This window comes from Pseudomonas hydrolytica (assembly GCF_021495345.1).
GTDB lineage: Bacteria > Pseudomonadota > Gammaproteobacteria > Pseudomonadales > Pseudomonadaceae > Aquipseudomonas > Aquipseudomonas hydrolytica.
The window spans coordinates 4,784,032-4,808,412 of the sequence record NZ_CP099397.1 but is presented as its reverse complement, the minus strand read 5'-3'; the positions used below and the strand labels follow the sequence as shown (position 1 = coordinate 4,808,412).

Annotated in this window: 25 protein-coding genes; 10 read left to right on the top strand and 15 right to left on the bottom strand. The window is 66.4% G+C overall.

Going from position 1 to position 24,381, the window contains the following annotated elements; all coding sequences use genetic code 11:
• Positions 1–139: 139 nt before the first annotated feature.
• The 5 genes from ftsY (at position 140) to L1F06_RS22600 (ending at position 4,889) form a co-directional block, all read left to right on the top strand.
• The gene (ftsY, locus tag L1F06_RS22620) at positions 140–1,567 is read left to right on the top strand and encodes a signal recognition particle-docking protein FtsY (protein WP_129482503.1); all 1,428 of its coding nucleotides are present in this window, start codon (positions 140–142) and stop codon (positions 1,565–1,567) included.
• Positions 1,564–2,232 (top strand): cell division ATP-binding protein FtsE, encoded by a 669-nt coding sequence (gene ftsE, locus L1F06_RS22615; RefSeq protein WP_004373830.1) that lies wholly within the window; start codon positions 1,564–1,566, stop codon positions 2,230–2,232. The genes ftsY and ftsE overlap by 4 nt, the downstream gene beginning before the upstream one ends.
• Entirely contained in the window at positions 2,232–3,248 is a 1,017-nt protein-coding gene (ftsX, locus tag L1F06_RS22610) for a permease-like cell division protein FtsX (protein ID WP_129482504.1), read from the top strand. The genes ftsE and ftsX overlap by 1 nt, the downstream gene beginning before the upstream one ends.
• Before the next feature lie 112 nt (positions 3,249–3,360).
• Positions 3,361–4,215, top strand: a complete 855-nt coding sequence (gene rpoH / locus L1F06_RS22605; RefSeq protein WP_004373819.1) for an RNA polymerase sigma factor RpoH — start codon at positions 3,361–3,363, stop codon at positions 4,213–4,215.
• A gap of 62 nt (positions 4,216–4,277) precedes the next feature.
• On the top strand, positions 4,278–4,889 hold the full coding sequence (locus L1F06_RS22600; RefSeq protein WP_129482505.1) for a hypothetical protein: 612 nt from the start codon (positions 4,278–4,280) through the stop codon (positions 4,887–4,889).
• A 117-nt stretch (positions 4,890–5,006) separates the two neighbouring features.
• On the opposite strand, the gene mtgA is transcribed toward L1F06_RS22600, so the two are convergent.
• Entirely contained in the window at positions 5,007–5,735 is a 729-nt protein-coding gene (mtgA, locus tag L1F06_RS22595) for a monofunctional biosynthetic peptidoglycan transglycosylase (RefSeq protein WP_004373817.1), read from the bottom strand.
• A 175-nt stretch (positions 5,736–5,910) separates the two neighbouring features.
• Here mtgA and L1F06_RS22590 point away from each other — a divergent pair, with 175 nt between their 5' ends.
• From L1F06_RS22590 to L1F06_RS22570, 5 genes are all read left to right on the top strand, one after another.
• Positions 5,911–6,282, top strand: coding sequence for a DUF423 domain-containing protein (locus L1F06_RS22590; RefSeq protein WP_129482506.1), 372 nt, complete (start codon positions 5,911–5,913; stop codon positions 6,280–6,282).
• A gap of 169 nt (positions 6,283–6,451) precedes the next feature.
• Positions 6,452–6,652, top strand: a complete 201-nt coding sequence (gene thiS / locus L1F06_RS22585; RefSeq protein WP_004373815.1) for a sulfur carrier protein ThiS — start codon at positions 6,452–6,454, stop codon at positions 6,650–6,652.
• A 19-nt stretch (positions 6,653–6,671) separates the two neighbouring features.
• The gene (locus L1F06_RS22580; protein ID WP_012019979.1) at positions 6,672–7,466 is read left to right on the top strand and encodes a thiazole synthase; all 795 of its coding nucleotides are present in this window, start codon (positions 6,672–6,674) and stop codon (positions 7,464–7,466) included.
• Between the two features lie 68 nt (positions 7,467–7,534).
• On the top strand, positions 7,535–8,251 hold the full coding sequence (gene trmB / locus L1F06_RS22575; protein ID WP_012019978.1) for a tRNA (guanosine(46)-N7)-methyltransferase TrmB: 717 nt from the start codon (positions 7,535–7,537) through the stop codon (positions 8,249–8,251).
• A gap of 181 nt (positions 8,252–8,432) precedes the next feature.
• Positions 8,433–9,776, top strand: coding sequence for a DUF1329 domain-containing protein (locus L1F06_RS22570; protein ID WP_012019977.1), 1,344 nt, complete (start codon positions 8,433–8,435; stop codon positions 9,774–9,776).
• Positions 9,777–9,936: 160 nt separating this feature from the next.
• On the opposite strand, the gene L1F06_RS22565 is transcribed toward L1F06_RS22570, so the two are convergent.
• The 14 genes from L1F06_RS22565 to proC all read right to left on the bottom strand — a co-directional run bounded on the left by L1F06_RS22565 (position 9,937) and on the right by proC (position 24,365).
• Positions 9,937–10,260, bottom strand: a complete 324-nt coding sequence (locus L1F06_RS22565; protein WP_004373808.1) for a DUF3392 domain-containing protein — start codon at positions 10,258–10,260, stop codon at positions 9,937–9,939.
• Between the two features lie 253 nt (positions 10,261–10,513).
• Positions 10,514–11,047, bottom strand: a complete 534-nt coding sequence (locus L1F06_RS22560) for a type II secretion system protein N (RefSeq protein ID WP_012019976.1) — start codon at positions 11,045–11,047, stop codon at positions 10,514–10,516.
• Between the two features lie 52 nt (positions 11,048–11,099).
• Complete coding sequence (gene mep72 / locus L1F06_RS22555) at positions 11,100–12,890, bottom strand: biofilm-associated metzincin protease Mep72 (protein ID WP_012019975.1); 1,791 nt, start codon at positions 12,888–12,890, stop codon at positions 11,100–11,102.
• A 37-nt stretch (positions 12,891–12,927) separates the two neighbouring features.
• Positions 12,928–13,596 carry a biofilm-associated metzincin protease inhibitor BamI gene (gene bamI, locus L1F06_RS22550; protein ID WP_129482507.1) on the bottom strand — a complete coding sequence of 223 codons (669 nt, stop codon included), beginning with the start codon at positions 13,594–13,596 and terminating at the stop codon, positions 12,928–12,930.
• 243 nt (positions 13,597–13,839) lie between these two features.
• Positions 13,840–16,080: a type II secretion system secretin GspD gene (gene gspD, locus L1F06_RS22545; RefSeq protein WP_177491115.1), complete on the bottom strand. Its 2,241-nt coding sequence runs from the start codon at positions 16,078–16,080 to the stop codon at positions 13,840–13,842.
• Between the two features lie 262 nt (positions 16,081–16,342).
• A complete protein-coding gene (gene hemW / locus L1F06_RS22540; RefSeq protein WP_129482508.1) occupies positions 16,343–17,503 on the bottom strand; it encodes a radical SAM family heme chaperone HemW in 1,161 nt (386 codons plus the stop codon).
• Complete coding sequence (rdgB, locus tag L1F06_RS22535) at positions 17,500–18,096, bottom strand: RdgB/HAM1 family non-canonical purine NTP pyrophosphatase (protein WP_129482509.1); 597 nt, start codon at positions 18,094–18,096, stop codon at positions 17,500–17,502. Before rdgB ends, hemW begins: the two co-directional genes overlap by 4 nt.
• Positions 18,089–18,505, bottom strand: a complete 417-nt coding sequence (locus L1F06_RS22530; RefSeq protein ID WP_004373780.1) for a DUF4426 domain-containing protein — start codon at positions 18,503–18,505, stop codon at positions 18,089–18,091. Before L1F06_RS22530 ends, rdgB begins: the two co-directional genes overlap by 8 nt.
• 21 nt (positions 18,506–18,526) lie before the next feature.
• A complete protein-coding gene (gene metW, locus L1F06_RS22525) occupies positions 18,527–19,147 on the bottom strand; it encodes a methionine biosynthesis protein MetW (protein WP_012019970.1) in 621 nt (206 codons plus the stop codon).
• Between the two features lie 2 nt (positions 19,148–19,149).
• On the bottom strand, positions 19,150–20,289 hold the full coding sequence (gene metX / locus L1F06_RS22520) for a homoserine O-succinyltransferase MetX (protein WP_004373776.1): 1,140 nt from the start codon (positions 20,287–20,289) through the stop codon (positions 19,150–19,152).
• A gap of 131 nt (positions 20,290–20,420) precedes the next feature.
• The gene (locus L1F06_RS22515; protein ID WP_004373774.1) at positions 20,421–22,403 is read right to left on the bottom strand and encodes a dynamin family protein; all 1,983 of its coding nucleotides are present in this window, start codon (positions 22,401–22,403) and stop codon (positions 20,421–20,423) included.
• Between the two features lie 236 nt (positions 22,404–22,639).
• Positions 22,640–22,936 carry a DUF167 domain-containing protein gene (locus tag L1F06_RS22510; protein WP_129482510.1) on the bottom strand — a complete coding sequence of 99 codons (297 nt, stop codon included), beginning with the start codon at positions 22,934–22,936 and terminating at the stop codon, positions 22,640–22,642.
• A 4-nt stretch (positions 22,937–22,940) separates the two neighbouring features.
• Positions 22,941–23,534: a YggT family protein gene (locus L1F06_RS22505; protein ID WP_129482511.1), complete on the bottom strand. Its 594-nt coding sequence runs from the start codon at positions 23,532–23,534 to the stop codon at positions 22,941–22,943.
• A 9-nt stretch (positions 23,535–23,543) separates the two neighbouring features.
• Positions 23,544–24,365 carry a pyrroline-5-carboxylate reductase gene (gene proC / locus L1F06_RS22500; RefSeq protein ID WP_129482512.1) on the bottom strand — a complete coding sequence of 274 codons (822 nt, stop codon included), beginning with the start codon at positions 24,363–24,365 and terminating at the stop codon, positions 23,544–23,546.
• Between the last annotated feature and the right edge of the window lie 16 nt (positions 24,366–24,381).

Here is a 24,381-nt window from a genome sequence, read left to right as displayed (position 1 = left end):
AAGTCTGACCTGTCGGATGGCCTGGGCGGTCGTACCGCCGGCAGGCGAAGAGGTGCTAGGATACCCCATCCTTTTCCGGGGCGGCGCAGCCAGGCGTATCAGGCTGTTAGCGACCGCCCCCCTGAGATGCAAGCGACCCATGTTTGGTTCCAATGACGACAAGAAGTCGCCGGCCGATGTCGGCGCGCAGAATCCGCCTGTGACCGAAGAAAAGAAATCCCTGTTCGGCTGGCTGCGCAAGAAGCCGGCGGAACCCGCTGCGCCCGCCGAGGCGCCCGCGAGCGAGCCGCAAGTCGTGCCCGCGCCCGAGGTGGAATCGGTCGCCAATCAGGCGCCGCTGCCCGCCGCGGCGCCCGAAGAGCCCGTGGCGGCGGTGCCGGTCGAGCGCCACGAGCCGCCCGCGCCGGCCGCGCCTGGCGTAGAAACGCCGACAGCAGCCGTGGCGGATGCCGAGCCGGTGCAACCGCTGCAACCGGCGCAGCCGCCCGAGGCCGAGGGCAAGTCCGGTTTCTTCTCGCGTCTGCTCGGCGGCGACAATGCGCCCGTGCCAGCCGCTGCCCCGCCGGCCGAAACGCCTGCCCCGGTTGCGCCGAGCGAGGCCGCGCCGCCTGCTGCGCTGCCGGCCACCCAGGACAAGCCGAGCTTCTTCGCCCGCCTCAAGCAGGGCCTGTCCAAGACCAGCGCCAGTCTGGGCGAAGGCATGGCCAGCCTGTTCCTCGGCAAGAAGGCCATCGACGACGACCTGCTCGACGATCTGGAAACCCGCCTGCTCACCGCCGATGTCGGCGTCGAGGCGACCACCACCATCATCGGCAACCTGACCAAACGTGTGGCGCGCAAGGAGCTGGCCGACAGCGGCGCACTGTACAAGGCGCTGCAGGAAGAATTGGTGACCCTGCTCAAGCCGGTCGAGCAGCCCCTGGTCATCGACAGTGCCAAGCAGCCCTACGTGATCCTCGTGGTCGGGGTGAACGGTGTGGGCAAGACCACCACCATCGGCAAGCTGGCCAAGAAGCTGCAACTGGACGGCAAGAAGGTCATGCTCGCCGCCGGCGATACCTTCCGTGCCGCCGCGGTGGAGCAGCTGCAGGTCTGGGGTGAGCGCAACAACATCGCGGTGATCGCCCAGCACACTGGCGCCGACTCGGCCTCGGTGATCTTCGATGCGGTGCAGGCCGCCAAGTCGCGCGGCATCGACGTGCTGATCGCCGATACCGCCGGGCGCCTGCACACCAAGGACAACCTGATGGAAGAGCTGAAGAAGGTCCGTCGGGTGATCGGCAAGCTGGACGAGACCGCGCCGCACGAAGTGCTGCTGGTGCTCGATGCCGGCACCGGCCAGAACGCCATCAGCCAGGCCAAGCAGTTCGACCAGACGGTGAACCTCACCGGCCTGGCGCTGACCAAACTCGACGGCACTGCCAAGGGCGGCGTCATCTTCGCCCTGGCCAAGCAGTTTGGCCTGCCGATTCGCTACATCGGCGTGGGCGAGGGCATCGATGACCTGCGTCCGTTCGAGGCGCAGGCCTTCGTCCAGGCACTCTTCGAGGAGCGCGAGCGCGGATGATCCGATTCGAGCAGGTCGCCAAGCGGTATCCCAATGGCCATGTCGGGCTGCACGAGCTGAGCTTCCGCGTTCGCCCCGGCGAATTTCTCTTCGTCACCGGCCACTCCGGTGCCGGCAAGAGCACCCTGTTGCGCCTGCTGCTGGCGATGGAGCGGCCCACCAGCGGCAAGCTGCTGCTGGCCGGGCAGGACCTGTCGACCATCACCAACGCGCAGATTCCCTTCCTGCGCCGGCAGATCGGCGTGGTGTTTCAGAATCACCAGCTGCTGTTCGACCGCAGCGTGTATGACAACGTCGCCCTGCCGCTGCAGATTCTCGGCCTGTCCAAGCCGGAGATCGCCAAGCGCGTCGGCGCCGCGCTGGAGCGGGTCAGCCTCAGCGACAAGGCCGCGCAAGCGCCGGGTGATCTGTCCACCGGTCAGCAGCAGCGCGTTGGCATTGCCCGCGCCATCGTCCACCGCCCGGCCCTGCTGCTGGCGGACGAGCCGACCGGTAACCTCGACCCGCGCCTGGCCGCCGAGATCATGGGCGTGTTCGAGGACATCAACCAGCTCGGCACCACGGTGCTGATCGCCAGCCACGACCTGGCGCTGATCGCCCGCATGCGCCACCGCATGCTCACTCTGCAACGTGGCCGTCTGATCGGTGACGGGGAGGCTGCCTGATGAGCGCGTCGAAGATGCCCACACCGCAGCCGGCCGAACGGGTCGGCGCCGCGCCGCGCAACAAGGTGGTCGATCGTCCGGCCGACGAGCCGGATTTTCGCACCCTGTTCCACGCCTGGCTGGAAAGCCATCGTGCCAGTCTGGTCGACAGCCTGCAGCGCCTGGCCCGTCAGCCCATCGGCAGCTTCTTCACCTGCCTGGTGATGGCCGTGGCGCTGAGCCTGCCCATGGGCCTTTCCCTGCTGCTGGACAACGTCGAGAGGCTCGGCGGCTCCTGGCAGCGTGCCGCGCAGATTTCCCTGTTCCTGGAGATGTCCGCCGGCGAGCGTGACGGCCAGGCGCTGCGCGAGCAGATCGCCGCGATGGACGATGTCGCCGAGGCCGAATGGATCAGCCGCGAGCAGGCGCTGGAAGAATTCCAGCAGCTGTCGGGCCTGGGCCAGGCGCTCAAGGAGTTGCCGGAGAACCCGCTGCCTGGCGTGGTGCTGGTGACGCCCAAGGAAGTCGACAAGGCCAAGCTCGAGGCCCTGCGCCAGCGCCTGGCGGAACTGCCGCGGGTGGAACAGGCGCAGCTGGATCTGGTCTGGGTCGAGCGTCTGACCGCCATTCTCAAGCTGGGTGATCGTTTCGTCTTCGGCCTCAGCCTGCTGCTGATCCTGGCGCTGCTGCTGGTGATCGGCAATACCATCCGCCTGCACATCGAGAACCGCCGCGCCGAGATCGAGGTGATCAAGCTGGTCGGCGGCACCGACGGTTACGTGCGCCGGCCCTTCCTCTATATGGGCGCGCTGTACGGCTTTGGTGCTGGGGTGTTCGCCTGGCTGCTGCTGGCTTTCGGGCTGGATTGGCTGAACCACGCAGTGGTACGGTTGTCAGGTTTATATGGCAGCGATTTCGCTCTGGGCGGGGTGCCGTCGTCCGATGGTCTATCCCTGCTGCTTGGCGCCGTGCTGTTGGGCTATATTGGCGCCTGGCTGGCGGTGGCGAGACACCTCAACGAGCTCGCGCCGCGCTGATAAGCCATTGTTTTTCAATGTTGTCGACTATCTGTAACGGAACTTATCCACAGGCACCGCGTCTGATTGCGCAGTGCTACACTGCGCGAGTTTCGTGAATCGGAGGATTCGAATGTCCACTTCCTTGCAACCTGTTCATGCTTTGGTTCCGGGCGCCAACCTGGAAGCATACGTGCATGCCGTCAACAGCATCCCGTTGCTGACGCCCGAGCAGGAGCGTGAACTGGCCGAGAGTCTCTACTATCAGCAGGATCTCGAGGCCGCCCGCCAGATGGTGCTGGCCCACCTGCGTTTCGTGGTGCATATCGCCCGCAGCTACTCCGGTTATGGTCTGGCCCAGGCCGACCTGATCCAGGAAGGCAACGTCGGCCTGATGAAGGCGGTCAAGCGCTTCAACCCGGAAATGGGCGTGCGTCTGGTGTCCTTCGCCGTGCACTGGATCCGTGCCGAGATCCATGAGTTCATCCTGAAGAACTGGCGCATCGTCAAGGTGGCCACCACCAAGGCGCAGCGCAAGCTGTTCTTCAACCTGCGCAGCCAGAAGAAGCGTCTGGCCTGGCTGAACAACGACGAAGTCACCGCCGTGGCCGAGAGCCTGGGCGTCGAGCCGCACGAAGTGCGCGAGATGGAAAGTCGTCTGACCGGCCAGGACATGGCCTTCGACCCGGCCAGCGATGCCGACGACGACAGCGCCTTCCAGTCGCCGGCGCACTACCTGGAAGACCACCGCTACGATCCGGCCCGCCAACTCGAGGATGCCGACTGGAGCGACAGTTCCAGCAGCAACCTGCACGAAGCGCTGGAAAGCCTGGACGAGCGCAGCCGCGACATCCTCTACCAGCGCTGGCTGGCCGAGGAGAAGGCGACGCTGCACGACCTGGCCGCCAAGTACAACGTGTCGGCCGAGCGTATCCGCCAGCTCGAGAAGAACGCGATGAACAAGCTCAAGGGCTCGATTGCCGCCTGAGCCTGCCGTTACACCGAAAAGCCGCACCCTGGTGCGGCTTTTTTCTGTCTGGAGCAATTGCCGTGAACAAAGCCCCACTGAAAGCGCAGCACTGGCTGATATTCGCGATCGTCGCTGTGCTGTTCTTCGCCTGGGGCGCCTGGCTGATGCGCAGCGCTGAGGTGCATCCGCTGGCCAATCTGCAGCAGTGGCGCGAGGTGCTGTTGCAGCCACTGGCCGAAGACGAGCTGAGGCTGCGTGATGTGCAGGCGCTGGCTGCGGGCGAGCTGTGGCTGGAGCCGCGCCTGGACGGCGCCCGACTGTTCCATCGGGCGAAGCTCGGAGGGGAAGAGGGCGAGTGGTCACTGCAGGCTGAACTGGCCTTGAGCAAGAATCAGCGCGACAGCCTGATGGCCGCACAAGGCCTGAAGCCAGGCGATGCCGAAGTGGTGCTGGATGAGTCGTTGGGCGAGCAGATGGCCGGTTTTGCCATTGCCAGCCTGAATCTGCAAGCGCCTGATGCTTTGGCCAGTGAACGCCTGGCCGCCAGTCTCGGGCAGTCACGGCTGACCTTGGAGCTGGCCGACGGTCGGGCCTGGGTCTATCCGCAATGGGGGCTGACCGTGCACCTGCAGGGCGATGATGTCGCGCTGCTGCATGCGGTGCCCAAGCGCGCGTTCGCCCCTCGCCGCTAGTGGCCTGGATCGCGCCGATCGATATCCCCGGCGCGCACGGCGCAGCCTACGCTGTCCGGCGTTTCGGCCGTAGGGTGCGCCGCGTGCACCGACCGCAGCAGCGTCATCCGGCGGGTTCTACAGCCAGCGTGGCCACCATTCCGGGTACCTGGGTTTGAGCTGGTTGAGGTAGTGACTGCCGCCGAGCTGCGTCATCTGCTGGCGAATCCAGGCGGCGCGGCGATTGACGTAGGCGTCCGGGCGGCCGGCGCTCCAGCGCCGCGGGTTGGGCAGGACGGCGGCGAGCTGGCTGGCCTGCTGGCGGTTCAGGTAGGGCGCGCCGACGCCGAAATGATGCTGGGCGGCCGCTTCGGCACCAAAGATGCCGTCGCCCCATTCCACGCTGTTGAGGTAGACCTCGAGAATCCGCTCCTTGGGCCAGAACAGCTCGATCAGCGCGGTGAACCAGGCCTCCAGCGCCTTGCGCGGCCAGCTGCGGCCGGACCAGAGGAACAGGTTCTTGGCCACCTGCTGGCTCAGGGTGCTGGCGCCGCGCAGCGAGCCGCCGCTCTGATTGTGTGCCAGCGCCGCCTGGATGGCGCCGACGTCGAAGCCCCAGTGCTCGGCGAACTTCTGGTCTTCGGCGGCGATCACCGCCATCTTCAGATGGTCCGGCAACTCGTTCCAGGGGCGCCACTGACGTTTCAGCTGCAAAGGTTGCTCGCTGCCCCAGGACTCGATCTTGCGCTCGAGCATCAGCGCCGTGCCGGGTGGCGGCAGCCAGCGCAGGGCGAGCACCAGCAGTGCGCTGGCGAGCATCAGCCAGAACAGGAGTTTCAGCAGGCGGCGGGTCAGGGAACGAAGCATGGCGGCTATTAAAACAGAACGGTGGCTCAGGCGCGGGCGCCAGAAGCGAATTTGTTCGCGATCCTGATCGACATATTCGCCAATCAATACCGGCGTGGTGTGACAACGCCGCTCATTTCCCGCGACGCGGCAAGGGTTACACTGCGCCGCATCGTCAATCATTTCCGGAGGTTGCATGGCTCGTCTGTGGCTGCTGCTGTCCGCCTTCGCCGGGTTTACCGGCGTTGCCCTCGGTGCCTTTGCCGCCCATGGTCTGAAGCATCGGCTGACGCCTGAGTACCTGGCGGTGTTCCAGACCGGCACGCATTACCAGCTGATCCACGCGCTGGCCCTGTTCGGCGTCGGCCTGCTGGCGCTGCACGCGCCGGGTCGGCTGGTCAATCTGGCCGGTGGCGCCTTCGCGCTGGGCATCGTGCTGTTTTCCGGCAGCCTCTACCTGCTGACTCTCAGCGGTGTCGGCAAGCTGGGCATGATCACCCCGTTCGGCGGTGTTGCCTTCCTGATCGGCTGGCTGTGCCTGGGCCTGGCGGCCTGGAAGCTGGCCTAGGCTGCGCGCCGTTCAGGCGCTGGGACGACCGGCGGTGCGTATGGCGCCCCTGTCGTGCCAGACCTGACCCTGGCGTCAGAAATGAGGACGAATGGCGCCTTTTAGCCTTGGTCGCGGCTGGCTATCGGGCTAGAATGCCGGCCCTCTTCCTAGTTGTGACCGAGCCGTCATGCGCATTCAATTGAATGGAGAACCCTTCGAGCTGCCCGACAACCAGAGCGTCGCGGACCTGCTGGCCCGTCTCGATCTGACCGGGCGCCGCGTGGCGGTCGAGCTCAATCTGGACATCGTTCCACGCAGCCAGCACGACAGCACCCGTCTCGCCGAGGGCGATCAGGTGGAAGTGGTGCACGCCATCGGCGGCGGTTGATCCCTCTGAGGAATTTCCCATGAGCCAAGTTCGCAGCGACAAGCCCTTCACCCTGGCCGGTCGTACTTACCAGTCGCGCCTGCTGGTGGGTACCGGCAAGTACAAGGATATGGACGAGACCCGCGACGCCATCGCCGCCTCTGGCGCCGAGATCGTCACCGTGGCGGTGCGCCGCACCAATATCGGCCAGAACCCGGGCGAGCCGAACCTGCTCGACGTGATCAGCCCCGAGCAGTACACCATCCTGCCCAACACCGCCGGCTGCTACGACGCTGCAGAAGCGGTGCGCACCTGCCGCCTGGCCCGTGAGCTGCTCGACGGGCACAAGCTGGTCAAGCTGGAAGTGCTGGCCGACCAGAAGACCCTGTTCCCCAACGTGATCGAGACCATCAAGGCCGCCGAGATCCTGGTCAAGGACGGTTTCGACGTGATGGTGTACACCAGCGACGATCCGATCATCGCCCGCCAGCTGGCCGAGATCGGCTGTATCGCGGTGATGCCGCTGGCCGGCCTGATCGGCTCGGGCCTGGGCATCTGCAACCCCTACAACCTGCGCATCATCCTCGAAGAAGCCAAGGTGCCGGTGCTGGTCGATGCCGGCGTGGGCACGGCCTCCGACGCCACCATCGCCATGGAGTTGGGCTGCGAGGCGGTGCTGCTCAACAGCGCCATCGCCCATGCGCAGGACCCGATTCTCATGGCGCGCGCGATGAAGCACGCGGTCGAGGCCGGACGTCTGGCCTACCTGGCCGGCCGCATGCCGAAGAAACTCTATGCCAGCGCCTCGTCGCCGCTGGATGGCCTGATCAAATAACGATGACGATCTGCTGCGCGTCGGGCCGCCGGCGCGCCAAGTCGTAACGCAATCTACAAGAGCACAGCATGACCGACACCCAACAGCCCGAACTGACCGAAGACGGCCGCCAGCGCCGCACCATCAAGAGCTTCGTGATGCGTGCCGGACGCATGACCGAGGGCCAGCAGCGTGGCCTGGACAAGGGCTGGCCGCTGTTCGGCCTGGAGCTGGAAGACGGCCTGCGCGACTTCGACCAGGTATTCGGGCGCAGCGCGCCGCGCACCTTCGAGATCGGCTTCGGCATGGGCCATTCCACCCTGGAGATGGCCGCTGCCGCGCCCGAGCAGGACTTCATCGGTGTCGAGGTGCACAAGCCCGGTGTCGGCGCGCTGCTCAATGGCGTGATGGCGCACAACCTGAGCAACGTGCGTGTCTACAGCTGCGACGCCCTGGAAGTGCTGCAGGGTTGCGTGGCCGATGCCAGCCTCGATCGCGTGCTGCTGTTCTTCCCCGATCCCTGGCACAAGTCGCGTCATCACAAGCGCCGCATCGTCCAGCCGGCCTTCGCCGAGCTGGTGCGCCGCAAGCTGAAGATCGGCGGCGTGCTGCACATGGCCACCGACTGGGAGAACTACGCCGAGCACATGCTCGAGGTGATGAACGCTGCACCGGGCTACCGCAACCTGGCTGCCGACGGCACCTACGTGCCGCGCCCCGAGGAGCGTCCGGTGACCAAGTTCGAGCGCCGTGGCGAACGCCTCGGTCACGGCGTATGGGACCTGAAGTTCCAGCGCCAGGAGTGAACCGAACCGGCTTCGCGCCGGGAACTGGAGCCCTTATCAAAACCGGCAGGACGCATCACTAGATCGGGACCACCCGACGGCCAGGACGGCACCTCACCGCAGAACACAACAAAGACAAGCGCACCCATCAGGGGCGCGGACAATAGCGGCGCCGCTGCCATGGCGTCGCGAGGAGAGCATTGTGTTGAGATCGGTATCCATCGTCCTGCTGACTGCCCTGGCCTTCCAGGCCCAGGCCAAGGTCGACGCCAGCCAGGCCGCGCGCCTGGGCCAGGACCTGACGCCACTCGGCGGCGAGCGCGCCGGTAATGCCAGTGGCACCATTCCCGCCTGGACCGGAGGCCTGGCCACGCCGCCTGCCAGTTACCAGCCCGGCATGCATCACCCGGATCCCTATGCCGATGATCGGCCGTTGTATCGCGTCGACGGGCAGAACCTGGCGCAGTACGAACAGCAGCTGCCGCTTGGCCTCAAGGCCCTGCTGCAGCAGAACCCCAGCTACTACCTGCGCGTGTTCCCCACCCGCCGCAGCGCCGCGGCGCCGCAGCGCATCTACGACGCTACCCGCTTCAATGCGCTGAATGCCGAGCTGATCTCCGGCGGCAATGGCGTTCAGGGCGCGGCTTCCGGCATACCCTTCCCGCTGCCGGCGGACGGTCAGGAAGCGATCTGGAACCATGTCATGCGTTACCGCGGCGACCAGATCAGCATGGCCACCAATCAGGCGGCGGTGCTCAGCAACGGCAGCTACAACCTGCTCAAGCTCGAGCGCGACATCTACTTCGTCTACGGCCGCGAAGGCATAGCCCCGCAGGATCTGGACAACACCCTGTTCCACTACAAGTACAAGGTGGTGGCGCCGGCCAAGCTGGCCGGCTCGGCCCTGGTGGTGCAGGAAACCCTCGATCAGGTGCTGGCGATCCGCAAGGCCTGGCGCTTCAACCGCGGCGAGCGTCGCGTGCGCCGCCTGCCGATGCTCGCCTACGACACCCTGCAGCCCGATACCAACGGCATGGCCACCGCCGACCAGGTGGACTCCTACAACGGCGCGCCGGATCGCTACGAATGGAAGCTTCTGGGCAAGCGCGAGATGCTGGTGCCGTACAACAGCTACGCCGTGCACCAGAAGGGCATCCCCTATGCCGACATCCTGCAGGCCAAGCACATCAACCCCGAGTTGCTGCGCTACGAGCTGCACCGCGTCTGGGTCGTGGAGGCGGACCTGCGTACCGGCTTCAGCCACCCGTACGCCAAGCGCCGCTTCTACCTGGACGAGGACAGCTGGCAGATCCTCGCCGTCGACCTGTATGACCGCAGCGGTGCGCTGATCGGCCTGCAGGAGGCCCACCCGATCAGCTACTACGAGGTGCCGATGTTCGGCTCGACCCTGGAGACCATCTACGACCTCAAGGGCGGCCGCTACTTCGCCGATGGCCTGGACAACAACGAGAAGATGTACGACTTCGACGCCAGGCTGAGCCCTCGCGACTTCACGCCGCAGGCGCTGCGCCGCGAAGGCAACTGAGTCACGCGGCCAATGGCCGCTGGTACAAGCGAAACGCCGCGCCTCCTTTACCGGAGCGCGGCGTTTTTTATGGCGGTGTTGGACATGGTTGGCACCACCACTTGCGCTCCCCGGCAACTCGGTAGGTGGTGCGCACGGCGCACCCCATGGAGCGCACTTCTTAGTTGCGGTCGGCCATGATGCCGATCACCACGAAGATCAGGATCAGCACCGGTGCCAGGGTGAAGTTGTTGAAGTGCGCCAGGCCCTTGGCCAGCCAGGGGGTGAGAAAGACGATCGCCAGACCGTAGCCGACTGCGCAGAACACCACGAACAGCAGGGTGCGCAGGACGAAGTTGAGATTGCCAATGGTGCGCTGGACCCAGGCGTTGATGGCCGGCCCGAACAGCACCAGCAGAGTGGCCATGATGGCCAGAGAGATGTCGCTGAGGTGGCTGCGGCTCCAGCGCGACAGGGTGACGATCAGGTCCAGTAGCAAATCCATTGAGGCTCCTTGTTGACGCCGGGCAGAACCGGCCGCGCGGCAGGTTGGCCGGTTGCACGACCTTGGCCGTCTCTTCGCAGTAAGCCGCTGCCGGGACACGACGTGGCTGGCAGGCAACGGCGGGCAGCGAGACGCCAGCGCGCGCTTCGCGCGGGGCCGCGAACCCTGACGGCGCAGGTTTCGGCGCCATAGACTACCGGATTCGCACCGGCCTGTGTGCGGCGTCGCGGGACGCTATCGGGCGGGTTGGACATCAACGGCCCGCCAGGCTTGTCACGGGCTCAGGTTGCGGCGCCAGCGCCTGGCCGCGTGCGTCTGCGGCGGGCATCAGCGGCCGATGGTTGTTCACCGGAAAATGCAGACTCTCCCGACGGCCGTGGCGGTCGAGGGTGATGTAGTGCGAGCCGACGCTGTGCAGCTTGATGCCGGGCGCAATCTCGGCGCCGACCGCAACGCGCCGCGCGGTCTGCCCGTGCGGGCGGATGATGGCGCTGGAGCGCTGCTGCTCGGGGTTGCCGAACACGGCGACCAGGGTCAGCTGCAGGGAAGTGGCCGGCGCGGGGCCGGCATGACCGGGCAGCGGGGCGGGAAACAGCATGGCCAGCCGTTGCCGATCCGCCACGCGCGGCGGCGTTGGCGGTGGCGCCTGGGTGTAGGCGGGCGGTTCCTGCAGCAACCGCCACAGCTGCGCGGCCTGGTAGCTCAGGCTGAGGCTGCAGGCCAGGAGTGCCAGCAGGCAGAGGCCGGCCGGCAGGTGGCGCACTGCGCCGGAGTTGGCGGGTGCCATGACCGTTCCTCGTTGGCGCGCCCATGGCCGCTGGGGCCATGGGCGCGCTGGCTTACAGCCGGGTTACGCTGACGTTGTCGATGAACAGCGACTGACTGCGTTGCGTGCCAAGCAGCAACAGCTCGGCACGGCGCAGGGGACCGGCGGGCAGCTGCACTTCATGCTGCAGCTTGCTCCAGCTGCCGCCGCGGGTGTTGCGCTGACCGAGCGGCAGATACTGACCGCGACCGTTGCTGTCCTCGACATACAGATAGGCGTAGGCGACGGCGCTGACCGAGGTGCTGCGACCGATGCTCAGGTCCGCCTCGATGCGATAGCGCTTGCCGGCCTCCAGGTTGCCGAGCAGGCTGACGCTGGCGCCGGAACCTTCGTACTCGCGCTGATAGGCTTCCAGCGCCTGACGACCGCTGCTGGCGTAGGTGCTGACGCGCGCGCTGCCGTGGTAGCCGGACCAGCCGCCGATGCCGCTTTCGAAGTTCCAGCCGAACTGCGCGGGCGCCGCTGGCGGCGTGCTGCTCTGGATCTCCTGCAGCTCCACCTCATCGATCAGCAGGCTGCTGCCGCTGTCGCTCCACACCGCCACATAGAGATTGCGTGCGTTGGCCGGCGTCCGGTAGGTGAAGGTCTTTTCCAGGCGGCTGAATTCGTTGCCGCTGACGGACAGGCTGGCCGACTGCTCCGAGCTGTAGGTCAGGCGGCCGTCGAGACCCTCCTGCAGGATCGCCAGTCGCACGTTCTCGCGGCTGTTGCGGGCCTTGAGCATGCTGTTGGCCCTGAGCCGGTACTGCACGCCGTCACGCAGGCCGCTGACCGGGGTGGCCAGGATGTCGAAGCCGCGCGCGTCCATCTGCAGGGCGTTGTCGCGGCAGTTCAGGGCCACGTTGACCAGACTCAGGTCGGATTGGCCGAAAAGCGCGCGCCAGTCGTCGCTGGTGGTGAACTCGCCATTGCGCACCAGCCCCTTCAGCGCCGGCTTGCTGCACCAGGGCAGTTCGGTCGGTGGCGTACCGGGGTTGGTGGTTCCCGGGTTGCCGGTGACGGGCACCAGTGTCGGGCGGAATGCCGCGATCTGGCCGGCCATGGCGTTCAGGGCACGTACCGCATCGGCATGCTCGTTCTGGCCGCAGGCCTGGTTGGCACATTCGCTGTCGCGCAGGCGCGGGTTGGAGAACACCGGTGCCTGGCGGCGTGCGCCGAACACCTGGGGGTAGGCCATGATGGTGCTGAACTGGCCCTGCACGCCGTAGCCACGGCTCCATTCATGCGTACCGTTGTGGCCGTTGGTGTTGTAGTAGCCTTCCTGCATGTCCTGTTCGTAGGAGTGGCGCAGGCCCATGTTGTGGCCGGCCTCGTGAGCGAAGGTGCTGAGGCTGCAGTCGACCCCGGTCAGGCCGTAGGCCATCTCCTTGGCGCCGCTGTTGAAGCGGTCGCTGTTCTTCGGCCCGGTTCCCATCCAGGCGATGCCGCAGACGCCGTAGCCCTGCCCCTGGGTGGTGCGGTTGATCAGTTGCACCAGGTCCGCGCCGTACTGCTCGCGCAGACGCTGCACGCGGGTATCGTAGGTGAACTTGTTGAGGTTGGCCGAGGACACGTCGTAGTAGTCGGCCCAGTCCAGCAGCTGCTTGTGAACCAGACGCAGGCGCAGGTTGACCCCGCTCTTGGCGTAGGCGTTGTTGGTGTACTCGATGTAGCTGGCGATGCGTGCGTCGATGTCGCGGCCGTTGGGCAGCGCCTGGGCGTCCTTGGTGTAGAGCACCATGATATCGACGGTCTCGGGGTTGGCCTGGGCGTGGTGGGCGGCCAGCGCCAGTGCCAGGGCGGATAACCATTGCACGTTCTTCATGTCTGCAGTCCTTGTGCTGGGGGGTAAGAGAGGTGCATCAGCCCTGGGCGGGCGGCGGCAGCGGGGGCAGCTCTTTATGGTCGTAATGCAGGTGATCGTTGGGATCGGCGCGCAGGACCAGCTGGTTTTCGTCGGTGATCACGGTCTTGCCGGTGGCGTTGTCGACGATGATCGACAGGCTGCCGTCCACGGTGGCCAGGGTGATGTGGGTTTCCAGCTTGCCGCGCACCAGGGTCATGCTTTCCATGGCCTCGCCGTCGAGCAGGGCGCCATGCCAGACGGCGCTGCCGGCGGTATTGCGGGTATCGCTGAGGCTCGCGCGCACGGGGTGCTGCCGCCCCGGCAGGGCCAGGGACACGACCTGGCCGGTATGCAGGGTTGCGAGCTGCTGCGGATCGACATGGGTGAGGTGGCGGGTAATGCCGTCCGTTTCCTCTTCCTGCAGCGATCCGGCGTCCCACAGCGTCATCTGCGCCGCCGCCGGTTCGCTGGCGATCGGTTGCGCCTGCAGCGTGCGCTCAGCGGCCGGCGGCGTGACAGGCGCAGCGGCGGCTGCGATGGCGGGGGCCGCGGGAGCAGCCGGCGAGCCGGCCGGTTTCTGCTGCGCCGTATCGCCTTTCGGCTGCGCGGTCTCCGACAGTACGAATCCCAGGGTGCCGCCCACGATTGCCGTGGCGACCACGGCGGTTATCCAGCGTTTTGACATGCCACTTCTCCTTCCTCTGGTAAGGCGAAAGGGGGCAGTCTAGGTACGCGGGTGCCAGAAATTCGCTATGCACTTCACAGCCAGGCCGAGCGGCGCGAGGCGTGGGCGCTAACTTGGACGCTTGTCTCACCCGCAGGGTGTATTGCGTCTCGTTTGTGAGTTGGGCGGGCGGCTTGGCACGGCCGAGGCAAGTCTGCTTGGCAGCCAGGCGGAGCTTCACCGCGCCTGCCGTGCACCTTGTGCCTACTCGGGGATTGCCGCAGCCGTGCGGCTGGGCAGTTGCTCGGGCAGGTGAGCCAGCGCCTTGAGGGCCAGCTCGCGGTTCGGATAGCTGCCATAGAGCAGGGCGTAGCGAGTGCCGCTTTCGTGCTGCTGCAGGCGCAGCGGCTGGTCGGGATGACGGCCGAGCAGGGCCTGCATGAACGCCTGGCTTTCGCCTTCGATCAGGCGAATGGTATAGCGCTCGTGGGCCCGCGCCGTCGCGACGTCGCCGCCCTGACCATCGCCCAGACTGGCCGGATCGACCGGCCTGGGCGTCTCGATCAGGCTGCGTTGTGGCTGTGGCTGTGGTTGCGCAGGCTGGAGCTGGGGCTGGCGCAGATCGGTGACGGGCGTGGCCGCGTCCTGGCTGAACAGATCGTGGGCCTGCGGCGGCAGGTGGTGGTAGCCGCTGGCCTGGCCGAGCAGGCGCAGGTCGCGGTACTTGCCGAGGCTCAGGTTGGCCAGGCCTACGCCGTCGCGCGCCACACTCGGACGCAGGAAGACCATCAGGTTGCGTTTCTGCCGTGCGTCGCGGGTCGAGCGGAACAGCCGGCCGACGCCCGGGATGTCGCCCAGCAGGGGAACCTTGCTCGCGCTGGCCGAGGTGTCGTCCTGAATCAGGCCGCCGAGCACGATCACCTGGCCGTCATCGGCCAGCACGGTGCTCTTGATCGAGCGCTTGTTGGTGACCAGATCCACCGCCTGGGCATTGAGGCCGGTGCTGGGAGCGATGGAGGAGATTTCCTGCTCGATCACCAGGCGCAGCGTGGCGCCGTCGTTGATATGCGGCGTGACCTTGAGGGTGACGCCGATGTCCTTGCGCTCGATGGTGGTGAAGGGATTGCCCGCGCCCGACGCGTCGGTGGTGTAGGAGCCGGTCTGGAACGGCACGTTCTGCCCGACCAGAATCTCCGCCGGCTGATTGTCCAGGGTCAGCAGTGTCGGCGTGGACAGCAGATTGCTCTTGCCGGTGGCTGACAGGGCGGTGATCAGCATGCCGAAGTTGTCATTGCCCAGGCCGAAGATCGCTCCGTTGGGCAGCGTCTTGGCCAGCTCGGCGGTCTCGTCGCGGGCGATGGCGCCGAGCAGGGTGCCGATGGACAGTCCGGTGTTGCTGAAATTGACCCCGCCCAGGGCGTTGTGGCGGCCGTCGATGGCCCACTGCACGCCCAGCGCGTCGTTGATGTCGCCGGACATCTCGACGATGGCGGCTTCCACCAGTACCTGCGCGCGCGGCGCATCCAGCTGGCGCACCAGATCCTCGAACAGGCTGACCATGTCGGCTTCGGCCATGATGACGATGGCGTTGAGGCTCTGGTCGGCGCGGATCATCAGTTTCAGGGGCGTCGAACTCTGGTTGCCCTGGCTCTGGCTCAGGTTGTCGCCGAAATCGCCCAGGGTCTCGGCCAGCTGCTTGGCGTCGGCATGGCGCAGGCGTATCACCCGCGTGTTGGCCGAGCGCGAGCTGGGCGTGTCGAGGCTTTGCGCCAGCTTCAGCAGGCGCAGTCGCGCTTCGCGAGGGCCGAGCAGCAGCAGGCGGTTGCTGCGCGGGTCGGCGATGACCTGGGCGCCACCGGCCTGGGCGTTCTGCAGCGAGGCGCCGAGCAGGTTCGCCAGATCGCTGACCCAGGCGTGCTTGAGCTCGTAGACGCTGAAGTTGTCCTGGCTGCGGTCGTCCAGCTGGCGAATCAGGTCGCCGATGCGTTCGATGTTGGCGGGCGCGTCGCTGATGATCAGGCTGTTGGACGAGGGCACCGCGGCCAGGTGGCCGTGGTTGGCCACCAGCGGGCGGATCATCGGCAGCAGGTCATTGGCGGCGCCGTGCTGTACCTGCAGCACGCGGGTTTCCAGGTTGCCCTGGCTGCCGGCGCTGCTTCTGGCCTCGGCATTGGGCATGATGCTGAGCTGGTCGCCTTGCGGCATGACGGCAAAGCCGTGGGTGGTCATCACCGAGAGAAACAGCTTGTACAGCTCGGCCAGGCCCATGGGCTCCTGGGCGATCACCGTGACCTGGCCCTTGACCCGCGGGTCGATGATGAAGGTCTGGCCGCTGATGCTGGAGATCTGCTCGATGAAATCGCGGATGTCCGCGCTCTGCATGTTGACGGTCCAGCTCTCTTCGCTCCGGCCGGGCTGCACCGCTGTGGCGTGGGCCTGGCCTGCGAGCACCAGCAGCAGGGCGGCGCAGCACAGCGTCCTGAGTAGTCGGGAGAGGATCGGCATGGTGGTATGGCAGTTCCATGGCAAATGCGCAGCGGCATCCGATGCAAGGCGAAAGCGCTACGGCTGGAGGGCGGTCGGCAAGGAGGGCGGTAGGCTAATCAAAAAGACGTCGCCGTGTTGCGGGCAGATGGCAATCTGCGATGACGGTCACAGGGGTTTTCGCAAGGCTGCGGCCGGGTGCGCGTTTCGGCGGGATCATCGCCGAACGGGCGAGATGTTCGAGGCAAAGGGTGGGGTCTGGCCACCCTTCGCCCATGGCATGTCAGGGCAGGAAGTGTTGCAGCAGATCGTTGAGAAACAGCTGGCCTTCGGCGGTGGCGCATAGCCGTTCGGGCTCGGCGCGCAGCAGCTTGCGTCCCTCGGCCTCGGCGCGGGCAGCGTCCAGGCTGGCCAGCGGCAGGCCGGTGCGCTCGCTGAACAGGCGGGCCGGCACGCCGTCTGTGAGGCGCAGCACGTTCATCAGGAACTCGAAGGGCAGTTCGTCGGCGCCGAGTACGCGCTCGCCGGCCTGGAAGACCTTGGCCGGGTCCAGATAGTCCTTGGGCAGGCGCGTCTTCCAGCTGCGCAGGATGCGCCCGTCGGGGGCGCTGAGCTTGGCATGGGCGCCGGCACCGATGCCGAGAAAATCGCCGAAGGTCCAGTAGTTGAGGTTGTGCCGCGCCTGCTTGCCCGTCTGGGCATAGGCAGACACCTCGTACTGGGCGTAACCCTCGGCGGCCAGCAGGGCCTGGCCGGCCTCCTGGATGTCCCATAGCAGATCGTCTTCCGGCAGCACCGGCGGCTGGCTCCAGAACACCGTGTTCGGCTCCATGGTCAGCTGGTACCAGGACAGGTGCGTCGGGCCCTGGCTGATGGCGGTGCGCAGGTCGAACAGCGCGTCCTCGATGCTCTGCTCGGGCAGGCCGTGCATCAGGTCGAGGTTGAAGTTGTCGAAGCCGGCGGCGCGCGCCATATCGGCGGCCCGCACGGCCTCGTTGCCGTCGTGGATGCGCCCCAGCGCCTTGAGCTTGGCTTCCTGAAAACTCTGCACGCCGATGGACAGGCGATTGATGCCCAGCGCCCGGTAACCCTTGAACTTGGCCTGTTCGAAGGTGCCGGGGTTGGCTTCCAGGGTGATTTCGATATCCGGGGCGAAGGCCACGCGCCGTTCGACGCCTTCCAGCAGACGGCCCAGGGCGCGGTCGGAGAACAGGCTGGGGGTGCCGCCGCCGAAGAAGATCGACGTCAGCGTCCGGCCGTGCACGTGCCGCAGGTCGGCATCGAGGTCGGCGAGCAGGGCGTCGACGTATTCCTCTTCAGGCAGCGTCGGCCCAGCGGCGTGGGAGTTGAAGTCGCAGTAGGGGCATTTGCGCACGCACCAGGGGATATGGATATAGAGCGCGAGGGGCGGGAGCAGGAAACGCCCGCCAGCGGTATCGCTCATGCCAGCCCCAGGCGCTGTTTGAGCAGCGCCATGGCGCGGGCGCGGTGGCTCAGGCGGTTCTTCTGCTCGGCCGGCAGTTCGGCGCTGGAGCAGCCGGTTTCCGGCACCCAGAACAGCGGGTCGTAGCCGAAGCCGTGCTCGCCACGGGCCTCGTGCAGGATGCTGCCGTGCCACAGACCTTCGCAGAGGATCGGCAGCGGATCGTCGGCGTGGCGCACCAGCGCCAGGGCGCAGACGAACTGCGCGCCGCGCTCGGTATCCGGTACGTCTTTCAGGGCCGCGAGCAGCTTGGCGTTGTTCGCCGCATCGCCCTGACCATCGGCGTAGCGCGCCGAGTAGATGCCGGGTGCGCCGCCGAGGGCATCCACCGCCAGGCCGGAGTCGTCGGCCAGCGCCGGCAGCCCGGAGATGCGTGCGGCATTGCGCGCCTTGAGGATGGCGTTTTCGACGAACGACAGGCCGGTTTCCTCCGGCTCGACGCTGGAGAATTCGCCGATCGAACGCACGCGCACGGCGTCGCCGAGCATGGCCTGCAGTTCCTTGAGCTTGCCGCCGTTATGGCTGGCCAGCACCAGTTCCTTGAAGTCAGTCATCCGGGAACATTTCCTGATTGAAGGTGATGCGGTGCGTGTTGTCGCCCTGGCGCACGTCGAGAGTGAAGCTGAGTATCTCGCGGCTGGAGAAGGGGAACTGCGCCAGGTAGTAGATGGCGCCGCTCTCGGTGACCTGCCTGAAGGTCAGTGCGGTGCTCTGCCCCAGCAGGTTCTTCACCTGGCCGCTGACCTGCGCGGTGCTGGCCTTGCCGGCCTTGAGCACGGCGACGTTGACCACGCCCTGGGTCTTGCTGCGCACCAGGCCGGCGGCGCTGGCGATGTCCGGTTGCAGGAAGCTGGAATTGAACACGCTGTAGTGCACATCGAGGTCGCCGAAGCTCTGCTTGCGTTCGGCGGCGGCCGGCAGGGCCAGGCACAGGGCGATCAGAAAGGGGATGATGCGACGCATGATGGTTCTCCTCGGTCAGGTTCAGACCGCGACGCGGTGGGCTGCGAGATCCGCTCCGCTGATGCGATAGATGCCGATCTCACCCAATAGATTAGGCCAGGCGCGGCTGGCCCAGCCATGGCGGTGATCGCGGTCCACCGCCAGGCGCTCCTCGATCCGTGCGCCCTGGGCGTGGCACAGGCGCTCGAAGTCCTCGAAGGTGCAGAAGTGGATGTTCGGCGTGTTGTACCAGGTGTAGGGCAGGAAGTCCGACACCGGCATGCGACCCTTGGTGGTCAGGTACCAGCGGCAGCGCCAGTGGCCGAAGTTGGGGAAGGTGATGATGCAGGTCTTGCCGACCCGCAGCATCTCGGCCAGCACCTTGTCCGGGTAGTGCAGCGCCTGCAGCGACTGGGTCATGACCACCACGTCGAAACTGTTGCTGGCGAAGTTGCCCAGGCCCAGGTCGAGGTTCTGCTCGATGACGTTGACGCCGCGCTCGATGCACAGGGCGATCTTGTCCGGGTCGATTTCCAGGCCGTAGCCGGAAACCTGCTTGTTGTCGCGCAGCCAGGCGAGCAGTTCGCCGTCGCCGCAGCCCAGGTCGAGCACACGGCTGCCCGGGGCGATCCATTCCTGGATGATGTCCAGATCCGCTCGCATGCTCATACCTCGATTCGCTTCATGTAGCTGCCGAATGCCTGCAGGTAGCGCGGGATCGGCATGAGGAAGGCGTCGTGGCCCTGGGGGGCGTCGATCTCCAGGTAGCAGACGTTCTTCTTCGCCGCCGTCAGGGCATCGACGATCTCCCGCGAGCGGGCGGGGGAGAAGCGCCAGTCGGTGGTGAAGGACATCAGGCAGAAGTCCGCCTTGGCCACGGCCAGGGTCCTGGCCAGGTCGCCGTCGTGGGCGGCGGCCGGGTCGAAGTAGTCCAGCGCCTTGGTCATCAGCAGGTAGGTGTTGGCGTCGAAGCGCCCGGAGAACTCCTCGCCCTGGTAGCGCAGGTAACTCTCCACCTGGAACTCGACGCTGTGGAAGTCGTAGTTGAGCTTCTCGCTCTTCAGGCCGCGGCCGAATTTCTCGCCCATGGCATCGTCGGACAGGTAGGTGATATGGCCGACCATGCGCGCCAGCATCAGCCCGCGCTTGGGGATCACGCCGCGTTCCTGGAAGTGTCCGCCGTGGAACTCCGGGTCGGTGAGAATCGCCTGGCGCGCCACTTCGTTGAAGGCGATGTTCTGCGCCGACAGCTTGGGCGCCGAGGCGATGGCCAGGCAGTGACGCACGCGCTCGGGGTAGCTGATGCTCCATTGCAGGGCCTGCATGCCGCCCAGGCTGCCGCCGATCACCGCGGCCCACTGCTCGATGCCGAGCACATCGGCCAGGCGCGCCTGGCTGTGCACCCAGTCTTCCACGGTCATCACCGGGAAATCCGCGCCATAAGGCTTGCCGGTAGCCGGGTTGGCGCTGCTCGGGCCGGTGGAGCCGTTGCAGCCGCCGAGGTTGTTGAGGCTGACGACGAAGAACTTGTTGGTGTCGATGGGCTTGCCGGGGCCGATGCAGCTGTCCCACCAGCCGGGCTTGCGATCATCCGGGCTGTGGTAGCCGGCGGCATGATGATGGCCGGACAGGGCGTGGCAGATCAGCACGGCATTGCTGCGCGCGGCATTCAGCTCGCCGTAGGTTTCGACGACCAGTTCGTACTCGGCCAGGCTGCGCCCGCAGGCCAGCGCCAGCGGTTCGCTGAAACGAAATACCTGGGGGCTGACCAGGCCGACGGAATCTTCGGGAAAGGCAGTGGGCATGGACGTGGCTAACGAATCGGAGGAGGGCGCCAGTCTAAAGAGCACCGCAGGTAGCGGCAAGCGAGCTGGCAACTGCGCAGCTCATGGCGAGCGCAAGGGCGGGTTGGACCCGCCCCTCGCGCCAGGGTGGGCTATTCGCCGCCGACCTGGGCGCCGATCGCCGAGGGCAGGCTGACCACCTTGCCCTGGCGCTGTACCGGCGCCGGCCGGCGCAGGATGCGCAGCATGTCGGCGGCCTGGGCCAGCTGCAGCTCCAGCTCTTCCTTGTAGCGCGCCAGTTGCTGGCTGCGCTTGCGTGTCTGCTGGGTCTCCTGGGCCAGGGCCTTGAGGCGTAGCATGTGGCTTTCCAGCATCTGCTTGTGTTCCAGGGTGTGCTGCATCAGCGGCATCAGCGCATCCGCGGCCCATTGCTCGGCATCCTGGCGCAGGCGCCGGTGCAGACCGATCACTTCCTGGGCCAGGGTGGCGAAGAAGCGCCGGGTCAGGCTGCGCTGTTCGGTGAGCAGGGTCTTCACGTGCAGGCGGAACTGATCGCCCTTGACCTGCAGCTTCTTCAGCTCACGCTGGTAGCGCTGGATCTTGAACTGCGGCGCGTCGATGCCACCCAGCGGGTTGTCTTCGTTATGTCGGCGGTAGATGGCGGCGACCATGCGGTTGGCCATCTCGGCTTCATGCTCGAGGCTGTGCAGGTCATGCTCCACGGCGCGGAAGAAGTGCAGGATGGCCTGATTGATGCCAAGGGTAGTCCAGCTGCCGGTGAGATTGCGCCGTACATTGGCCAGGTGCTCGTCCAGGCGCTCGGGGCGTGCGGCATGGCGCAGCAGCTGGCCCTGGCGCTGCAGCAGGCGCTGGTTGGTCTTCAGGCCGAGCAGGCGTTTGTGGTGCCGGCTGTGGTCTTCCTTGGTCTTGGCGGTCAGTTCGAACAGCAGCTGGCCATTGTCCTGCTGGTGGTTGCCGAGCAGGGTGAGCTGTTCGCTGACCTTCTCCAGGCGCAGGCCCAGCACGTGCTGGCTGTTGTTGAGCAGGGCCAGGACCTGGCGCACCACCTGATCTTCGATCAGGCGCTCCTTCTGGGTGACGATGCGGTCGCACAGCAGGGTTTCCAGGTTTGCCATCTGACTGCGGGCCAGCAGCTCCTCGTCCTTGCGCACCTTGGCCAGCAAGGCCTGCTTGGCCGACAGCGGCAGCACGTCCTGCTTGGCGATACCCAACTGCTTGGCGGTGGCGCTCTGGATCTGGCCGATGGCGTTCTGCACGAAGGTCTCGCCGGCCAGGTCGTCCCACAGCACGTCGATCTTGTTCAGTACGGCGAACAGGCTGGTCTGGGTGTCTTCGTCGAGCTGGCGGATGTGCTGCTGCCAGATGCTCATGTCACTGGCGGTGACGCCGGTATCGGCGGCCAACAGGAAGATGATCGCCTGAGCATTGGGCAGCATCGACAGGGTCAGCTCCGGCTCGCTGCCCAGCGCGTTGAGGCCGGGCGTGTCGAGAATGCGCAGACCCTGACGCAGCAGCGGGTGATCGAAGTTGACCATGGCGTGACGCCAGGCCGGCACCAGCACCTGGCCACGCTTGCCGGTGCCTTCGAGCATGTCCGGGTGGAAGCCGAGCTGGATCGCCTGCTCCACCGGCATGGGCTTGGTCTTGGCCACCTGGCTGAAGGCCAGGGCCATGTTGGCCGGGTCGCTGGTGTCCAGGGGAATGTTCACCCAGTGCCGGGGAATGCGCTTGAACTGGGCGACGCTGGCCGAGGCGGTGCGCGTCTCGATGGGCAGCAGGCGGATGTAGGAGCGCTCCGAGCGCGGATCGAAGAACAGCTCGGTGGGGCACATGGTGGTGCGCCCGGCGTGCGACGGCAGCATGCGCTGGCCGTACTCGGAGAAGAACAGGCTGTTGATCAGCTCGGTCTTGCCGCGGGAGAACTCGCCAACGAAGGCCAGGGTGATGTGGTCAGTGCGCAGGATCTTCAGCGCGCGCTCGAGCTTGGCCTGCACCGCTTCGGAATTGAGCCGGTTGTGCTCCAGCCAGCTGCGGTAGCGGGTGATCTCGCGCATCAGCTCGCGCTTCCAGGCGACGTAGGCGTCCACTTGCTGGCTGAGACGTTCCATGCTCATCCTGGCTCTCCTCTCGGCAATGCGTGCAGCGGATCGTATCAGGGCGTTCGCTGGCGGCACCGTCGCGGTGCCGACACGCCCTGTACGGTTCGCGCCATTTTGCCGTCAGAACGCACGGCGTTCGTGTGAATAATCCGCATTATGCGGCGCCGCCTGCGGCCGTCAATCTCCCCGCCCGTTTGTCCCGCCTTAAGGCCGGGGGTGCCCGCCGAGCGGTCGTTGCGCGCGCCGAACGGTCATTTCCCGGGAAAGGTCAGCCCAGGCAGCGTCGGCAGACGCTGCGGCGCGTGGATGCGCAAGCGCTTGTGGCGGTTGAGCTCGCCGCTTTCCAGGTTCACCTGGGCCTTGGCGACGCCGAAGGCCTTGGCCAGAAAAGCCAGCAGATGGGCATTGGCCTTGCCCTCGACCGGCGGGGCGGTGAGGCGGATCTTCAGCCTTTCGCCATGCAGCCCGGCGAACTCGTCCTTGCTCGCCTTGGGCTGCAGGTGACAGTCGAGGATCAGGTCCTCGCCGTCCCAGCGAAAGTAGCTCACGCTATCAAAGGAAGGGGCTGAGCATCGGCGGCAGGCCGGTGGAGGCGGCCAGGCTGCCGATGACGAAGCGGTCGATCAGATTGATGGTGATGAAGGCGAAGATCGGCGAGATATCCAGGCCGCCCAGGTTCGGCAGCAGCTTGCGGAACGGTACCAGCAGCGGTTCGCAGATCTGATTGACCAGCTGCGCGCCCGGGTTGTAGCTGCCCGGAGCGACCCACGACAGGATCACGCTGATGATCAGAGCGAAGAAGAACACCTTGAGAAACAGCGAGGTCACGCCGATCACCGACCACACCAGCAACTGCAGGATGAAGCCGCCGACGTTGTAGCCCATCAGGGTCAGGGTCACCACCATCAGCAGCAGCTGCACCAGGATGGCCAGTACCAGCGAGGCCAGGTCCAGCCCGGCGAAGCCCGGAATGATGCGGCGCAGCGGCGTCAGCAGTGGCTGCGTGGCCTTGACGATGAACTGGCTCAGCGGGTTGTAGAAGTCCGCGCGCACCAGTTGCAGGATGAAGCGCAGCAGCACGATCAGCAGGTACAGGCTGCCGAGGGTCTGGATGATGTAGATCAGGGCTTCTATGAGGCCGGACATGCTGTCTCCTTATTGACCCAGTTGTTCGGCCAACTCGGCCGAGCGGTTGGCGGCGGCATTCAGCGCCTGTTGTACCAGGGTTTCGAAGCCGCCGGCCTGGAAGGTTTTGATCGCCGCTTCGGTGGTGCCGTTCGGCGAGGTCACGCGGCGGCGCAGTTCGGCGGCGTCCACATCGCTCTCGCTGGCCATGCGCGCGGCGCCCAGGGCGGTGTGGATGCTCAGGCGGGCGGCGGTTTCGCGCGGCAGGCCGAGCTGTTCGCCGGCCGCGGTCATGGCCTCGATCAGCAGGAAGAAGTAGGCCGGGCCGCTGCCGGAGACGGCGGTCACCGCATCGAGCTGCGCTTCGTCGTCCAGCCACAGGGCCAGGCCCACGGCGCTCAGCACCTGCTCGGCCTGGGCCTTCTGCGCGGCGCTGACGCGCGGATTGGCGAACAGGCCGGATACGCCCTGGCGCAGCAGCGCCGGGGTGTTGGGCATGCAGCGCACCACCGGGCGTTGACCCAGCCAGTTTTCCAGGCTGGCGCAACTGATGCCGGCAGCGATGGAGATGATCACCTGATCGGCGGTCAGGTGCGGCGCCAGGTCCAGGCACACCGCCTTCATCACCTGAGGCTTGACCGCCAGCAAGATCAGCTCGGCGCCTTTGATGGCCTCACTGTTGTCGGCGAAGGTGGCGATGCCGTGCTCCTGCTGCAGGCGCGCGCGCTGTTCGCTGCCGGGCTCGCTGGCGCGGATGGCGCTGGCCGCCACGCCCTGGGCGCGCAGGCCGCCAATCAGGCTGGCGGCCATGTTGCCGGCGCCGACGAAGGCGATGATCGGGTTGCTGCTCATTGCGGGAGTTCCTTCA

Excerpts from the sequence above, each read along its gene's own strand:
- metW (WP_012019970.1), bottom strand. The coding sequence starts at position 19,147 with ATGCGAGCGGATCTGGACATCATCCAGGAATGGATCGCCCCGGGCAGC.
- L1F06_RS22505 (WP_129482511.1), bottom strand. The coding sequence starts at position 23,534 with ATGTCCGGCCTCATAGAAGCCCTGATCTACATCATCCAGACCCTCGGC.
- mtgA (WP_004373817.1), bottom strand. The coding sequence starts at position 5,735 with ATGCTTCGTTCCCTGACCCGCCGCCTGCTGAAACTCCTGTTCTGGCTG.
- L1F06_RS22565 (WP_004373808.1), bottom strand. The coding sequence starts at position 10,260 with ATGGATTTGCTACTGGACCTGATCGTCACCCTGTCGCGCTGGAGCCGC.
- L1F06_RS22590 (WP_129482506.1), top strand. The coding sequence starts at position 5,911 with ATGGCTCGTCTGTGGCTGCTGCTGTCCGCCTTCGCCGGGTTTACCGGC.
- mep72 (WP_012019975.1), bottom strand. The coding sequence starts at position 12,890 with ATGAAGAACGTGCAATGGTTATCCGCCCTGGCACTGGCGCTGGCCGCC.
- trmB (WP_012019978.1), top strand. The coding sequence starts at position 7,535 with ATGACCGACACCCAACAGCCCGAACTGACCGAAGACGGCCGCCAGCGC.
- rdgB (WP_129482509.1), bottom strand. The coding sequence starts at position 18,096 with ATGACTGACTTCAAGGAACTGGTGCTGGCCAGCCATAACGGCGGCAAG.
- rpoH (WP_004373819.1), top strand. The coding sequence starts at position 3,361 with ATGTCCACTTCCTTGCAACCTGTTCATGCTTTGGTTCCGGGCGCCAAC.
- L1F06_RS22560 (WP_012019976.1), bottom strand. The coding sequence starts at position 11,047 with ATGGCACCCGCCAACTCCGGCGCAGTGCGCCACCTGCCGGCCGGCCTC.
- L1F06_RS22580 (WP_012019979.1), top strand. The coding sequence starts at position 6,672 with ATGAGCCAAGTTCGCAGCGACAAGCCCTTCACCCTGGCCGGTCGTACT.
- L1F06_RS22515 (WP_004373774.1), bottom strand. The coding sequence starts at position 22,403 with ATGAGCATGGAACGTCTCAGCCAGCAAGTGGACGCCTACGTCGCCTGG.
- hemW (WP_129482508.1), bottom strand. The coding sequence starts at position 17,503 with ATGAGCGATACCGCTGGCGGGCGTTTCCTGCTCCCGCCCCTCGCGCTC.
- bamI (WP_129482507.1), bottom strand. The coding sequence starts at position 13,596 with ATGTCAAAACGCTGGATAACCGCCGTGGTCGCCACGGCAATCGTGGGC.
- proC (WP_129482512.1), bottom strand. The coding sequence starts at position 24,365 with ATGAGCAGCAACCCGATCATCGCCTTCGTCGGCGCCGGCAACATGGCC.
- ftsE (WP_004373830.1), top strand. The coding sequence starts at position 1,564 with ATGATCCGATTCGAGCAGGTCGCCAAGCGGTATCCCAATGGCCATGTC.
- thiS (WP_004373815.1), top strand. The coding sequence starts at position 6,452 with ATGCGCATTCAATTGAATGGAGAACCCTTCGAGCTGCCCGACAACCAG.
- gspD (WP_177491115.1), bottom strand. The coding sequence starts at position 16,080 with ATGCCGATCCTCTCCCGACTACTCAGGACGCTGTGCTGCGCCGCCCTG.
- ftsX (WP_129482504.1), top strand. The coding sequence starts at position 2,232 with ATGAGCGCGTCGAAGATGCCCACACCGCAGCCGGCCGAACGGGTCGGC.
- ftsY (WP_129482503.1), top strand. The coding sequence starts at position 140 with ATGTTTGGTTCCAATGACGACAAGAAGTCGCCGGCCGATGTCGGCGCG.
- metX (WP_004373776.1), bottom strand. The coding sequence starts at position 20,289 with ATGCCCACTGCCTTTCCCGAAGATTCCGTCGGCCTGGTCAGCCCCCAG.
- L1F06_RS22530 (WP_004373780.1), bottom strand. The coding sequence starts at position 18,505 with ATGCGTCGCATCATCCCCTTTCTGATCGCCCTGTGCCTGGCCCTGCCG.